The organism is Flavobacteriales bacterium (genome assembly GCA_021296215.1).
Taxonomy (GTDB): Bacteria; Bacteroidota; Bacteroidia; order Flavobacteriales; family ECT2AJA-044; genus ECT2AJA-044.
In genome coordinates, this window is the sequence record JAGWBA010000063.1 from 1 (window position 1) to 14,678 (window position 14,678).

11 protein-coding genes and 1 tRNA gene are annotated in these 14,678 nt (G+C 45.5%); 9 read left to right on the forward strand and 3 right to left on the reverse strand.

Features of this window, described 5'->3' with window-relative positions; translation table 11 throughout:
- Window positions 1–86 precede the first annotated feature (86 nt).
- Both cdaA and folP read right to left on the reverse strand, forming a co-directional pair.
- Window positions 87–863 carry a diadenylate cyclase CdaA gene (gene cdaA, locus J4F31_09685; GenBank protein MCE2496828.1) on the reverse strand — a complete coding sequence of 259 codons (777 nt, stop codon included), beginning with the start codon at window positions 861–863 and terminating at the stop codon, window positions 87–89.
- A 28-nt stretch (window positions 864–891) separates the two neighbouring features.
- A complete protein-coding gene (gene folP / locus J4F31_09690; protein ID MCE2496829.1) occupies window positions 892–1,749 on the reverse strand; it encodes a dihydropteroate synthase in 858 nt (285 codons plus the stop codon).
- A 10-nt stretch (window positions 1,750–1,759) separates the two neighbouring features.
- Here folP and J4F31_09695 point away from each other — a divergent pair, with 10 nt between their 5' ends.
- The 7 genes from J4F31_09695 (at window position 1,760) to J4F31_09725 (ending at window position 10,849) form a co-directional block, all read left to right on the forward strand.
- Complete coding sequence (locus J4F31_09695; protein ID MCE2496830.1) at window positions 1,760–2,305, forward strand: DUF1599 domain-containing protein; 546 nt, start codon at window positions 1,760–1,762, stop codon at window positions 2,303–2,305.
- Window positions 2,302–3,423, forward strand: coding sequence for a DoxX family protein (locus tag J4F31_09700; GenBank protein ID MCE2496831.1), 1,122 nt, complete (start codon window positions 2,302–2,304; stop codon window positions 3,421–3,423). Before J4F31_09695 ends, J4F31_09700 begins: the two co-directional genes overlap by 4 nt.
- A gap of 47 nt (window positions 3,424–3,470) precedes the next feature.
- Complete coding sequence (locus J4F31_09705; GenBank protein MCE2496832.1) at window positions 3,471–4,538, forward strand: ABC transporter permease; 1,068 nt, start codon at window positions 3,471–3,473, stop codon at window positions 4,536–4,538.
- Between the two features lies 1 nt (window position 4,539).
- Window positions 4,540–5,310: a triose-phosphate isomerase gene (tpiA, locus tag J4F31_09710; protein ID MCE2496833.1), complete on the forward strand. Its 771-nt coding sequence runs from the start codon at window positions 4,540–4,542 to the stop codon at window positions 5,308–5,310.
- Window positions 5,307–6,017, forward strand: coding sequence for a 50S ribosomal protein L11 methyltransferase (gene prmA, locus J4F31_09715; GenBank protein MCE2496834.1), 711 nt, complete (start codon window positions 5,307–5,309; stop codon window positions 6,015–6,017). Before tpiA ends, prmA begins: the two co-directional genes overlap by 4 nt.
- Window positions 6,018–6,135: 118 nt before the next feature.
- Window positions 6,136–10,545, forward strand: coding sequence for a hypothetical protein (locus J4F31_09720; protein MCE2496835.1), 4,410 nt, complete (start codon window positions 6,136–6,138; stop codon window positions 10,543–10,545).
- Between the two features lie 34 nt (window positions 10,546–10,579).
- On the forward strand, window positions 10,580–10,849 hold the full coding sequence (locus tag J4F31_09725) for an ATP-dependent Clp protease adaptor ClpS (GenBank protein ID MCE2496836.1): 270 nt from the start codon (window positions 10,580–10,582) through the stop codon (window positions 10,847–10,849).
- 61 nt (window positions 10,850–10,910) lie between these two features.
- Here the strand turns inward: J4F31_09725 and J4F31_09730 are convergent.
- Window positions 10,911–10,984, reverse strand: a tRNA-Arg gene (locus J4F31_09730).
- Window positions 10,985–11,739: 755 nt separating this feature from the next.
- Between J4F31_09730 and J4F31_09735 the strand changes: the two genes are divergently transcribed.
- Both J4F31_09735 and J4F31_09740 read left to right on the forward strand, forming a co-directional pair.
- The gene (locus J4F31_09735; protein MCE2496837.1) at window positions 11,740–13,158 is read left to right on the forward strand and encodes a hypothetical protein; all 1,419 of its coding nucleotides are present in this window, start codon (window positions 11,740–11,742) and stop codon (window positions 13,156–13,158) included.
- Complete coding sequence (locus J4F31_09740) at window positions 13,155–14,621, forward strand: hypothetical protein (GenBank protein ID MCE2496838.1); 1,467 nt, start codon at window positions 13,155–13,157, stop codon at window positions 14,619–14,621. Before J4F31_09735 ends, J4F31_09740 begins: the two co-directional genes overlap by 4 nt.
- The last annotated feature ends 57 nt before the right edge of the window (window positions 14,622–14,678 follow it).

Genomic DNA, 14,678 nt, shown 5'->3' on the forward strand with positions numbered 1-14,678 from the left:
TGCACTAGATCGTCAGTAGTAGACGTCTTTATAGTTTAAATGTATTAAATCGCAAGTGAACGTGCGATTTAATACAGCACCTTTTTTTATCTCAAGTCTTTCTCGAGTTGCTTTTGGAGTTCCATCGGTTCCAGGTTGACCCGAAGGTCGCCTGCCACAGCATAGCTGATCTTACCGGTTTCTTCAGAAACGATGACCACCAAGGCATCACTTTGTTCACTCACTCCTAGCGCGGCTCTATGTCGCATACCGAAATGAGGAGGAACGTTATTTCGTTCTGTGGAAGGAAGTACGGCACGGGCCGCAATGATCTTATCATCTCGAATAATCACAGCCCCGTCGTGCAGGGGGCTGTGTTTTGAGAAAATACTCTCTAACAATCGTTTCGAAAGCTCTGCTTCGATACGATCGCCGGTATCGGAGATTTGATTCAATTCGGAATTTCTGGTGATCACCATAAGTGCGCCCGTTTTCTCGGAGGCCATATCCTTAGCGGCCTCCACGATGGCATCGATATTTATGTTGTGCTCTTCGGTCTCTCGGTTGAAATTCGCAATTTGTCTCAGGATGTTACGCCTGCTGCTAAAGCTCGTGGTTCCGATCATGAGCAGGAATTTTCTGAGTTCTTGCTGAAAAACGATGATGAGCGCAATAACCCCCACACCGATGAATTGGCCCAGGATCTCACCGAGAAGTTCCATTTTAAGCGCTTCTACGATCTTCCAAAGCAAGTAGATGGCCGTAACACCAATGAGGATGTTAATGGCCACCGTCCCCTTTACTAGCTGGTAGAGCTGATAAAGCAAAATCGCAACCAATACGATGTCTATGATGTCGAGAATTCCGAAGTCGAGAAAGCTCACGCAGAAGGTACTTTGACGGCTAAGATAATCAATCGGCCCGTAGGACTTCAAACAACTTCACTGCCTCCACCGCTTCGCGAACATCGTGAACTCTTAGGATCGATGCCCCTCGTTCAAGGGCAAGGGCGTGAAGTATACTGGTTCCGTTTAGTGCGGCCTGCGGCCGGATGTCAAGTACTCGGTTAATCATACTTTTTCGGCTAACTCCCACGAGTAGCGAAACTCCGAGCGCCTTGAACTGCTCCAACTCACGAAGCAAGGCGTAGTTCTGCTCCACCGTTTTGCCGAACCCAAAACCGACATCGGCAATGATATCATGCGCACCAAGTTCATGCAGTTCCTGGATTTTTTGAGCTAGGAATAGGTTGACCTCACCTACGACATCGTCGTACTTCGGATCGTTTTGCATGTTCTGAGGAGTACCCTGCATGTGCATAAGAATGTAGGGAACTCCAGTTTCTCCGATCAGGGGAAACATGTCGACATCGGCCCCGCCCGAGATATCATTAATGATGTCGACCCCTTCGCCTAAGGCCCTTCGAGCGATCTCCGCACGGAAAGTATCCAAGCTGATCGGGAGGTGGCCTTCGGCCCGTAGGGCCATAATAAGCCCTTTCAAACGGCTCCACTCCTCCTCGACCGAAATGTCCGCAGCACCGGGACGGCTCGAGTACGCCCCGAGATCCAAGATATCGGCGCCATCGCGGGCCATTTCCTCGGCTCTTAGAAGTAGCTGTTTTTGCGATGAAATTCGGCTTTCGGCATGAAAAGAATCGGGCGTAGCATTGAGTATTCCCATTACTTTTGGGGACGAAAAATGGAGGAGTTTGCCGCGCACTACTATCGAGGGCAGTTGGCCAAAAAGTGTACCTTTGGTCGTCGTCATAATGAGCAATATGAGTAAGACTGGAGCGCAGTACGACTCGGTGATCGCCGAGTGTCGCGACCTCTACACAAAGAAAGGGAAAGATTACGGAACGGCGTGGCGAATCTTGCGCTTGCCGTCGTTGACCGATCAAATTTTCATCAAGGCGCAGCGCATTCGAAGCATTGAGGATAAAGGCACCCAAAAGGTCGCCGACGATATTCGGGGCGAATTCATCGGCATCTTGAACTACAGCCTTATGGCGCTCATTCAAATGGATAAGGATGTGGCCGAACAACCCGATATGGGCGTTGAACAAGCGGTCGCGGCTTTCGACGAACAAGCGAACAAGGCCAAAGTCCTCATGATGGCCAAGAATCACGACTACGGCGAGGCTTGGCGCGATATGCGGGTGAGTTCTTTTACCGACCTGATTCTTCAGAAACTCCTGCGCATCAAACAAATTGAGGACAACTCAGGTTTAACGCTCGTATCGGAAGGAATCGATGCGAACTATTACGACATTGTCAATTATTCAGTATTTGCCTTGATCAAACTTAACGAAGCAGCAGCATGAAAATTCTAGTACAGATCGTCCGTATGCTTACGGGTGCCCTTTTTATATTTTCCGGACTCGTAAAGCTCAACGACCCAATGGGATTTGGCTTCAAGCTCGAAGAGTATTGCATGGTCTTCGGAACCGAATTCATGATGCCTCTGGCCCTAAGCTTGGCCGTGTTCATCTGCATCTTCGAGATCGTGGTCGGACTCGCACTCCTTCTCGGGATCTACAAAAAGTGGGCGCTTTGGGGATTATTGGCCATGATGATCTTTTTCACTTTCCTCACGTTCTACTCGGCCTATTTCAACAAGGTGACCGACTGTGGGTGTTTTGGAGACGCCATACCCCTTACGCCATGGGAGTCCTTTACGAAGGATGTGATCCTAAGTATTGCAGCGATATTCTTGTTCATTGGACAAAAGCACATTCAGCCGATCATCGCGGTGCCCACGGCTCGGATAATCCTAACCGTATCCATCGCCCTTCAGGCATTTATGGCTTATTGGGTGCTGAATCACTTACCACTCATCGACTTCAGAGCGTATAAGGTCGGAACCGATATCGTTGAGGATATGTCCACCCCGGAAGGAGCACCTGTCGATGAATTTGAGATCACCTGGACCTACAAGGTCGATGGGTTTGAAAAAGAATTCTCTACTGAAGAGGAGCCGTGGAATATTGAAGGAGCCGAGTATGTATCGCGCGATCAGAAATTAGTCAAGGAAGGATACCACCCTCCAATTCACGATTTTACCATGACCATCGATGATGTTGACTACACCGAAACCCTCATGCAGGAAGATGAGCTGTTTCTCTTGGTAATGTATCGAATCAACGAAACACCGGTAAGCCCTAAGCTGCACAAAAAGGTCAATGACTTGGTTCGCAGCTGCGATAACGCAGGCGTGATCTTTTTGGGAATGTCGAGCTCGGGTTATACGCAAATCGAAGAATTTCGCCATAAGGTGCAAGCCCAGTACCAAGTGGCTTTCTGTGATGAAACCACACTCAAGACCATCGTGCGTAGTAATCCTGGATTGGTATACATTAAAAACGGGCTCATAGCTGGGAAATGGCACTACAACGATCTTCCTAAAGACCTCGAGGCTGCTCGTAAAGCTGTGGAAAACTAAGAGCTGCCCCCGTTTCATAACTCTTTTTAGCCCCTTATCTTAGCTGTATGGCAAAAAGTTTGGGGTATAGTTTAGCCGTGCTTTGGGGAGTAGCGACTGTGCTCTTTCTCCTGTTTGCGGTGCTTCCGGGTGATCCTGCACGTATGATGCTCGATCAACGGGAAGATTCCGAGCAACTCGCGGCTATTCGGGCTAAATACGGGTTCGACAAGCCCTTGGCCGTTCAATATGCCTATTATTTAAACGACCTATCGCCCATCAGCTGGCACCGCACCGATGAATCCACGGCTTTGAACGCCCTGGATAAACCGGGCTACCAAATCGCTCTCTCGATACCCATAGGCAATCGTGCTGTCGCACTGAAAGCTCCCTATCTGCGCGAAAGTTTTCAACGGAACGGCACCCAGGTTACCGACATCGTCGCTAGCACCCTTCCCAACACAGCAGTGCTGGCCCTGGCAAGTATTTCCCTTGCATTCGTAATGGGTGTATTGCTTGGGATAATTTCGGCCTTGCGGCCAAATAGCTTCATCGACCGTTCATTATCGGTCTTGAGTACGCTGGGTATGGCTCTTCCATCATTCTTCTCGGCCATACTCATCGCCTGGTTGTTCGGTTTTCTTTGGGCCGATTGGACCGGACTCAACATGACCGGAAGCCTTTATACTGTGGATGATTTTGGCGAAGGGGTGCGCCTAAACTACAAGAACTTGATCTTGCCTGCGTTTACCTTAGGTATTCGTCCGCTTGCTGTGATTACCCAACTGACCCGGAGTTCATTGCTCGATGTGCTGCAACACGATTATATCCGCACGGCACGTGCAAAAGGACTTAAACCCGTACAGGTCATCTGGAAACACGCCGTACGAAATGCCATGAATCCCGTGGTCACAGCTACGAGCGGATGGTTTGCCTCTATGCTCGCCGGTGCGGTGTTCGTCGAATATATTTTTGGCTGGAACGGACTGGGAAAAGAAATTGTGAATGCTCTGAATCAACTCGATCTACCTGTAGTTATGGGTGCAGTGTTGGTGATCGGAGCTTCGTTCGTACTCATTAATCTGGGGGTCGATGTCGTTTATCGATGGCTCGACCCTCGCTTGAAAACCAAATAATATGGGATCAAAAATGGTAGCCGGGAACTGGAAAATGAATCTGGATTTTCCGACTGGAATCGATACGGTAAGTAAGATCGTGAGTATGTTGGAGGAAATGGAAACACCGGATGTTTCTGTGGTAATATCTCCACCCTACATTCACCTCGAGGCCATCCAACAAATGACCGAGGATTTCCCGAACATCTACGTTGCCGCACAAGATTGCTCAGGCCATGAATCAGGTGCATTTACAGGCGAGGTATCTGCTCCAATGATCTCTTCGGTCGGTGCTCAATATGTGATCCTGGGTCACTCCGAGCGCCGAATGTATCACGGTGAAGATGGAAAACTATTGTCCGAAAAGATAAGGCATGCCTTTGAGGCTGGATTGCGCCCGATCTATTGTGTTGGAGAGCAGCTTCAGGAGCGATACGACAACCGCCAAGAGGAGGTCGTTCAATCACAACTCGAAGATGTTCTGGGAAGCTTGACCGAAGAAGAGATGAACAGAGTGGTCGTCGCCTATGAACCCGTTTGGGCCATAGGCACGGGAGAAACGGCTTCAGCTGAGCAAGCTCAGGAAATGCATGCATTCATTAGATCGTGGTTGGGCTCCAAGTTCAACGAGGATATTGCGGATTCCGTAACCATCCTTTACGGTGGAAGTTGCAAACCAGCCAATGCTGAAGAGCTATTCTCCCAACCTGACGTGGATGGAGGCCTTATTGGAGGCGCTTCGTTGGGCCCTGATGACTTTGTAAAACTTGTTGAGATCAGAGACCGGGTATGAACTACATCGAAGTTCGTTGGGAGTTGCCTGAAAGCGACATAGCTCGTCAGTTATTGCTAGCATTCTTAGAAGGTAGCAAGGCCGAATCGGTTGCTGAGGAACCCTATGCACTGTTGGCCTATTTTCAGGAATCCGAATTTGATGATTCGTCCCGGGTTCAGGATTATCTCGGCGATTCGCTACCCCCCTATTCCACTAAGACCATGAAGCAGCAGAACTGGAACGCCGAGTGGGAAAAGAACTTTGAGCCTATTGAGATCGAAAACCGCCTGCGACTGAGAGCCTCTTTTCATCCGGATCGGTCAAAAGAATTCGAGCGGGAGATCGTTATCACTCCAATGATGAGCTTTGGAACCGGTCATCACAGTACCACTTATTTAATGATGGGTTGGATGCTTGATGAGCCGATTGGGGAACGAACCTTACTCGATATGGGTGCGGGAACCGGAGTGCTGGCCATTCTTGCAGCACTTCAAGGATCCACGAAAGCGTGGGCCGTGGACATTGATCAATGGGCGTATGAGAATGCACAGGAGAATATTGAAATGAATGGTGTTTCGGGCAAAATAGAAGTTCGTTTGGGCAGTGTGGAGGCTATTCAAGACATACAGTGCGACGTATTGTACGCAAACATCAATCGGAATATACTGATCGATCAATTGCCTCATTATGCTCGAGCACTTCGGCCAGGGGGGCATTGTATATGAGTGGCTTTTATATTGAAGATCTAGAGACAATAAAGAAAGAAGCTGCTAAGAGTGGCTTCCGGTTTGAAGGATGGCGCGAACGCCAGCAATGGGTTGCGGCAAAATGGAGATTGAAGGGATGAAAAAAGTATTGTTCGTCGCGATGTTGTTTTCCACCTTGACCAGTATGGGGCAGCGGTTGCGGGAGTTCAGCGAGGACGGTAATGTCTTCTTGGAACAGTTGAGAACCTATCTGGCCGAAGGCCAAAATGGCGATGCAACCGTAGAGCGCATGGAGCTCTTCTCGGCGTACTGGACTTCGGGTGTTTATACTCCTGAAGAGGAAAGTCAGATCATTACGACGGCCAATCAAATGCTCAAGAAGCGAGTGCGCTCGTATCCCGGGTTCATTGATTATGTTGAGTCGCTCATCGTGGTGGCCGATTTAGCCAACGATCCGGTAACAACCACGTGGTTCAAAGCCACGGATGACATCGTCGGGGCTGAATCGGGCCGAAACATCGATCAGTTCATGCTGCGCTCGAAAGAATTGTTCCGCGACAGTATTCTGTTTAAGTCTCAAGCCTTGGAGTGGAAGTTTCTGGGTGATATGCGCGCTTTCGTTCAAAGTGAACCCGGTATCATTGAGAGTGAAGAGGGCGCATTAGTATGTTATGCCAAGGGCGATTCAAGTGTGATCTACAATACGGTAATTAGGTTCGATCTCATGGAAGATCGATTGACCGGAGTGAGTGGTGAAGTGTTTTGGACTCGTGCCGGCATAAGTGCTGATAGCCTGTTGGCGCAGCTCAACGAGTATTCTATACGGACCGACCGTACGGAATGGTCAGCAGATTCCGTGACCTTGTACTCCAAGTTCTATATCACTGACCCCATGATGGGGAGCTTCGAGGAAAACATTTTGGCATCGGCACGCGAAGGAAACTATAGGTTCCCGGTTTTCAATAGCTACAATAAGGAGTTTCAGATTCCGGATATCGTTGAAGGAGTTTATTACGAAGGTGGATTTAGCGTTGAAGGAGACAGGTTCATCGGATACGGTAGCGAAGAGGATAAAGCCACCATGCTTTTCGATTTCGAGGGCCAAGCCAGGGTAAAGGCTCGCAGTAACCGTTTTGTGCTCCGGAACGATGAAATTTTGGGCGGTGATTGCCGTATGACCGTGATCATTGAGGAAGACTCGATGTATCATCCAAAGATCCAGTTGCGTTTCTTTAAAGATGATCGCGTTTTGTCCTTGTATCGCGAAGATGAAGGACTTGCACAACGGCCCTACTCGAACAGCTACCACAAAGTCGAGATGTACTTTGATCGGTTAGAATGGGACATGGACGAGCCTGTAATAAAGCTCTCGAACCTTCAGGCCGGGGAAGTGAACCCGGTTGTTTTGGAATCGGTGAATTTTTACCGCGACGAGCGATTCGATCAATTGCAGGGTATGGACGATACCAGTGTATTGTACGTGCTCAAAAAGCTTTGGGAGCGATCGAACCATCACGATGAGTTCTACATCGAAGAAATCTCACAGTACTTGCGTATGGAAGAGCACCAATGCAAGCTGTTAATGATGGATATGACCATTATGGGCTTCGTTACCTATAATGTGGACAAGGGTCGTGTAAAGCTCGAAAAGAAGATGTTCGACTACATCAATGCTCGAGGTGGATTTATAGATTACGATATCATCCGCTTTATTTCAGTAGCTCAAAAGCAAAACGGACGATTGAACCTGCTCAACCAGGACCTCGAATTGTACGGTGTTCAGCCGATCTTACTTAGCGATAGTCAAAAAGTCGTGCTGTTTCCGGCAGGTGGCAAGATCGTTTTAAAGGAGAATCGAGACTTTAATTTCGCCGGCGTAATCCAAGCGGGGCGCTTCGATTTCGTTGGACGGGACTTCTTCTTTGAATACCAGAATTTCCGGGTCAATATGAACGTCATAGACTCCATGAAGTTCCTCGTGCCTTCTTTTGAGGCTGATGAATACGGTCGTCGCGAACTAGTGCCCATTCGCAACAAGCTTCAAAACATGACAGGTGAGCTCTTTATCGACAAGCCGAACAACAAAAGTAGCCGCGACCGCTTCCCGGAGTATCCCATATTTAGATCGGGGAACGACAGCTACGTGTATTGGGACGACCGGCGCATTTACAACGGAGTGTACGATCGCAGCAGGGTCTATTTCCACGTAGAACCCTTCGAGATCGATAGTTTGGACACCTTCGAAACCGAGGGGCTCGCCTTCAACGGTCAGTTTTACTCGGGCGACATATTCCCCATGTTCGAAGAGGACTTAAAGGTAATGCCCGATTACTCGCTCGGATTCATCCGCACTACCCCACCTTCTGGTTTTGCCGCCTACGGCGGGAAGGGGCAGTATCGCGATACGATCAAGGTCTCTAACGCCGGTATCGAGGGTAAGGGCGTGCTCGACTACCTAACAAGTGCGGCATACACCCAAAAGTCGTTGTTCTTCCTCGACTCAATGAACGCGGTTGCAGACACCTTCCTAATTAGACCACAAATGGCCGGAACTGAGTATCCGCCCGCTAGGGCGCAAAATGCAAGAGTCCATTGGGAACCTTATAAGGAAGTGATGTTCATCCGCAACAAGAAGGTCGAACCGTTCGATATATTCGACATTCATGCCAGTCATCGCGGTTTCTTGGCACTTCGTCCGAGTGGATTGGAAGCCGGGGGTAAGACCGATTTCGAAAATGCACAGACGACCGCGCAACTCTACCGGTTCGACCATCACCGCATTTATAGTGAGAATCTGGACTTTCGTGTGAGGTTGAATGCCGAAAGCCCGTGGGCCTTTGGCCTACAGCGGGCTCAAGGCGATATCGATTTTGGACAGCGAAGAGGAGAATTTTCGCTGCTTGAATCCGGTTTTCCGATCCACGTGCATGAGAATCAGTACGATGTGTACATGGACCACGCCGTTTGGGACATGGATGCCAAGACCTTCGACTTGGATCAGTTAGTGGCCGGCAAGCCCGCATCGATGGTTTCAACGCGAGAATCGCAGGATAGCCTGAATTACGAGGCCTTAACGGCTAGGTACTATATGATCGACACCTTGCTCGAAGGTTTTGGAGTAGAGCGAATGGAAGTGGCCGATGCTTGGGTATATCCGGATACGGGTTATGTGGCTATCCGCGATAACGCTAAGATGGATCGTTTGGACAATGCGCGGATCGAAGTCCTTTGGGACGACCCATATCATGAGTTCTACGAAGCCAATATTCGCGTTAGGGGTCGCAAGGATTACCGTGGAAGGTCTAAGGTCGATTACATCGATCGGTTCGACGAAGCGTTTCCCATCACCATTGATACCGTGTATGTCGATACGGCAATACATACCGTTGCTCACGGCATTGTGCCTGCGGAGCAAGAATTCTACCTCTCCCCTTTCTTTAGTTTTGAAGGCGAGGTGGAGATCTACGGAGCTGATCCTAACTTTATTTTTGACGGATTTACGGAGATTCAACACGCTTGTGAAACGGTGTTGACCGATAAAATCCCATTCAGATCCCAGATCGATCCTGAGCAGATTGCGGTGGATTTGAGTCGTTTGAATGCAGATCGCGAGCGGAATCAGCTGTACTCCGGGTTATTTTATACACCGGATCCAACCGATTTGTCGAGTAACTTTCTTTCGAAGAAGGCAAACGCCTATTCAGAGCCGAATTTCACGAGTACAGGATGGTTGATCTACGATGAGGCCAGTAACGAGTATCGGATTGCCGGTAGGGAGAAGCTGGCCGATAAAGACGTTCCGGAGCAGCTTATGGCATTCAACAATAAAACCTGCGAGGTTCGAGGAACTGGGGCATTTTCCTTGGACGATGATCTTACGGGCGTTAATTTAAATACTTGGGGTGCCTATCGGCACGATTTGTATCGCGATACCATTGAAATGAATCTCGTTATGGGCATAGGCTTTTTCTTTGCTGAAGAGGCTATGGAATTGATGGCGAACAAAATCAATGACGACAATATGCTCAAAGGTATTGACCTCGATCGGGATGTCTATCGAGAAGCTTTGATCGCGATTTTAGGCAAAGAGGATGCCTTGACCTATATGGAAGAGATTCGCACATATGGCAGTGTGGAGAAGCTTCCGAAAGACCTGCGGACCATGACACTGGTATTAACGGATGTCGAATGGGCGTGGAACGATTACACGAGCAGCTACATGACAACCGGGAATATCGGAATCGGGAATATCGGTCCTTATCAGGTCAACAAGAAGGTTCGGGGTAAGATCGAATTGGTTCGTAAGCGCAGACAGGATGAACTGTTCATTTACTTTGAGCTGGATCGCCGAAATTGGTATTACTTCTCATTGAGAAGAAATATTATGCAGTGTTTATCTTCTGACGAGGCCTTCAATGATGTGATCAAGGATCTCGATTTAAAGAAGCGTCAAGTCAAGCTGGACAACGGACAATACTTCCAGTATACGACATCTACTCGCCGCAGGGTCGATCAGTGGCTTTCGCGGTTCGAGGAGTTCTATTAGGTCTTTTGTATCTTTGCCCCTGTAAATCAAACTTATGCAGGTAGATGTTGAAGAGCTTGTAGAGCTCAAGGAAAAGGTGGTCAAAGACCGGGAATTGGTTTTACACAACGACGAAGTCAACACGTTCGATCACGTTATCGAATGCTTAATAAGCATCTGTGGTCATGACGTACTTCAGGCGGAACAATGTACCATGATCGTGCACTACAATGGTAAGTGTACGGTAAAGACAGCGGAATTTGAGAAGCTAAAACCCATGTGGTCCGGATTAGTCGAACAGGGACTTCATGCCGAGATTCAATAAGCTATCTAATAATTAATGGAAAAAGCCGCTGTAAATGATTACAGCGGCTTTTCTATTCCAGTGACTCCGGAGGGATTCGAACCCCGAACCTCCTGATCCGTAGTCAGGTGCTCTATCCAGTTAAGCTACGGAGCCCTTTGGGACGGCAAAGATAAAACAATCCTTGAAAATACAAGCCCCGGATAAGTAAAGAACTTTAATTTCCTTTTCAACAGGCTCTTTTTCAACTGTGTAATAGGATAATTAAAATGAAAAATCTATTTTTGTGAGGATTACAAAGCAAAAAAGGCCTCACCGACTGGGTGAAACCTATTTGCAGGTTTAATTAAGCTTTCTAACGCCTACGCTTGTGTAGCATTAGGAGGTCATGAACACAATGAGTGAGGGTTTAACTTACGCAACGCTCAAAGGTGTGTAGCATAATTAGGAAAAAGCTACGGTCATGAAACATTGTTTACGGTAGTTTCGTGGCCGTGGTTTTTTTTTGGGAATTCTCCCAAATCTTTTCTCTCCTCTTTATTAGAATACGAAACCTTCCATACTTTTATTTTTGAGAGTTAAACTTGTTTATTGGTCGTCTGGAAATACAAATGAAGCGTCAATTCCAGCAAAAAAAGCGATGATAAGTTGAACAAGTGATTGCATAATAATTGTCTTTTGCGATTAAACCTGAGACAAATATCGCACACACCCGTGCAAGCATACAGGAGAAAAATCTCCAATTTGGACAACGCTATAGCCTTGGCCATTCAAAGAACGCTTAGCAGAATTTTTTTTCTACTTTAACAGCCTACTTAAAATACAAATCCTTCCATCTCTATTTCTTACGCTACAAACATCGTGAGACTTTCTAAGTCCAAATATGAAAGAATGTCTTATTTTGGACAACGATGAAAAACAGGGACAGATTCGAAAGAGTACAGGCACTCTTCAATAAGTTAACAGAGGCTGATCTATTTGCCTCTAGGATTTACCTCAGTGTATTTTATGAAAAGTTTACTTCGAATCAATCCATTTATTTGGATTTGTTTGATGGTTTGAGAAAAGGTATTGGTTTTAAAGAGATGCTCAATTCTAATTTTAAGGGGGTTTCTGAGGATGCCATTAGGAAAAGTCTAGAGCGTTTTGAAGACAAGCTGAATGAAGTTATTACACTACCAATCAATGTTCAAAGAAAGGGAAGCCAACTAGATTCAGTGGATAGGGATTTCCTTCGATGCTTAAATCTAATTCAAGCTTTTAAAGTACGTTATCAACTCGGTGATGTCAACGGTTCCATCCGTGTCTTGAGACAAGCGCTCAAACTAGCCAAGAAGTTGGAGATGTTTGATTTTGCACTTTACTGTGTAGGTCAACTTGCCGCAATATCTAAGTACAGAATGGTGTCTCTAAAGTCTCTTAATCCAAGTCGTGATGCTGCCGATTTAGAACTACAGCGACTAAACTATTCCAAATCTTCATGGATTCGAATGAATTCATTTAAGTTTTATTTAATTGATTCCCCAAATTCAAAACAACTAGAAGAATTGGAAGGCTTCATCTCTGAAATAAATAACATTAGAAACTCACCATATTCGGCGTCAACTGAGCGGAATGTGTTATATGCTAAGCTGCTGTACTATGATAAAAAAGGAGACTATAATAAATGTTTGAAGGTCTGTCTGAAACTGAAGTCTACTATAGAAAGCAATTACGCAATACGTAAGCAAAGAGAGATTCAGACAATTGAAATTAATCTTGCACTTTTTTATGTTTTGGACAAAAAGTTCAATCAATCAAATTCAATAGTTACAAACTTATTGGATAGTGGAGGTCTTTCAGATATTAATAGAAGTTATCTTCATATAACCAAAATTCGTAATCTAATATACCTTGGTGATTTACAGGGTGCCATTAACGGGCTTCTGGAACTTAGAAGTATAGAGTGGGTGTCTCCAGTTTATAGAGTTCAAATTGGGGCAATTTTAGGGTATTGCTACACCGTAGTCGGTCATTATAAAGAGGCCATAAAGGAGCTTGGCAATCTTGGTGATTTAAAGAAAGATAAGGCAGGTTGGAATTTGTACTCAAGAATTCTTCTCCTATTGAATTTCAAGCTTGCAGACAATTACGATTCCCTTATAAATGAGATTGAGAATTTCAGGCGATATCTCCATGGCAAGGAATTAACTTATAGAATAAAGCGTCATTGTCAAATCGCCTTGTCTGGATTTGAAAAGTTGATTCCATCAGATCCTAATGAAGCGGATTGGAACCCGACATCTTCTGAGGTAGGAGATTTTGATGAAATCTTTGAGAATTTTTTGTGAATTTTCATATTGAAATAGCAAACGTTTTTAACGAATTATGTGAAGAAGAGCAGCGAGTACTTTTTAAGTTCTTAGAGACTTTTAATTCTAAAAAAGGAAATTCGAACAACTACATTGACACCTTAAATAGAATCAAAAAGGGGTGGACGGAAACTCCAAGTCATGAAAACATGAATAATTCGGTGAGGAAATCTCACGAGAGACTTTTTCTAAAAATTTATGAAGCTCTCGGGCTGGACTTCAACATCCACAGACCTCGAAGTTTTTCAAATTATGAACGGGGGAAAGTACTAATACAAAAGTACTTGTTATATGGTCAAATTGCGATTTCAAGAGAGAACTCTGAGCACTATGTGTATTTTTTAAGGAGGGCTTTAAAGGTTGCAATTAAGTGGGAGCAATTTGATTCGGCTCACTACATTTCAAAAAAACTTGTCCTATTCTATAGATACTATGGATTCGAGAAAAATGCCCAAAGGTTTGAGAAGCAAAAGGAGAATATTGAATCTTTATATAGTGACTTTGAGTACTTACACGATATTCTGAGTAAGTATAATAATTCAGAAAATGAAACCCCTTCTATATCGTCTATGGACAAACAAAGAATCCAAGACATCTATTCTTCGAATACACGCCATGTTAGATTAAGAAAACTTTCACTTTACTCATATCTATCTCTCAATGATGCTTTCAATGGTGTGTTGCCTTGTGATGTTTCTCGGATCGGAAGAGCATTTTCTGAAGTTGTAGAGTTGATAAAGTCATATCCGAGCTTCTCTACTGAAAAGGAGCTTCCAATTGCTACGTTCAATTTTGGGATATTAAAGATATATGGAGGAGAATTACAGGATGGTTTTAATGATATGACTAGGAGTTTTGAAAAGCTCCACCACCACGAAACTCTAAAGAATCTACTCATTCCGAAAATTGAAATCGTAAGGTTACTACTAGGTGAAAAAATGGCGTTAACTGAAGAAAGCACTGAAAGGAATAAATACAATTTCGCCGTATACGAATTGCTCAATGGTCAATCGTCTATTTCACTTTTAAGTCTCCTATATAGGCTAGAGCTTCATTCACCCACGAACTTCTATATTCGGGTTTATCAAATTCTTGGATTCATAATAAAACTAGACTATGATGAGGCAGACAGAATGATCGGAACCTTTAAACGTACACCAATACTCAAAGGGGGGGGAATAACCTGTCATGAAACAAACATTAAAAACCTCCTAATTCTATGGAGAGAACGAGGTTTCAACAAAGAAATCTCAGACCTACCCGAAGAACTGGTAGCTCCAATAAGGCATCATTATGAAAATACTTGGAACCCGCTTTCTGCCGATTTAATTCCCATTCACCTGTGGAAGAAAAAAGAAGGCATCCCTAATTATAAGGATGCCTACGCTAAACTTTTTGCCCGCAAGCGAAGACTCGCTAGGTGTAGATACCCCAATTATTAGGACAGAATTTGTTCAAATATAGTTTATCAAGTCTCATGCAGCTTGCAGGTATTTATT

What these genes read in the sequence shown, in the direction of transcription:
- folP (MCE2496829.1), bottom strand. Translation starts at nt 1,749, where the DNA reads ATGACGACGACCAAAGGTACACTTTTTGGCCAACTGCCCTCGATAGTA.
- J4F31_09695 (MCE2496830.1), top strand. Translation starts at nt 1,760, where the DNA reads ATGAGTAAGACTGGAGCGCAGTACGACTCGGTGATCGCCGAGTGTCGC.
- J4F31_09700 (MCE2496831.1), top strand. Translation starts at nt 2,302, where the DNA reads ATGAAAATTCTAGTACAGATCGTCCGTATGCTTACGGGTGCCCTTTTT.
- J4F31_09705 (MCE2496832.1), top strand. Translation starts at nt 3,471, where the DNA reads ATGGCAAAAAGTTTGGGGTATAGTTTAGCCGTGCTTTGGGGAGTAGCG.
- tpiA (MCE2496833.1), top strand. Translation starts at nt 4,540, where the DNA reads ATGGGATCAAAAATGGTAGCCGGGAACTGGAAAATGAATCTGGATTTT.
- prmA (MCE2496834.1), top strand. Translation starts at nt 5,307, where the DNA reads ATGAACTACATCGAAGTTCGTTGGGAGTTGCCTGAAAGCGACATAGCT.
- J4F31_09720 (MCE2496835.1), top strand. Translation starts at nt 6,136, where the DNA reads ATGAAAAAAGTATTGTTCGTCGCGATGTTGTTTTCCACCTTGACCAGT.
- J4F31_09725 (MCE2496836.1), top strand. Translation starts at nt 10,580, where the DNA reads ATGCAGGTAGATGTTGAAGAGCTTGTAGAGCTCAAGGAAAAGGTGGTC.
- J4F31_09735 (MCE2496837.1), top strand. Translation starts at nt 11,740, where the DNA reads ATGAAAAACAGGGACAGATTCGAAAGAGTACAGGCACTCTTCAATAAG.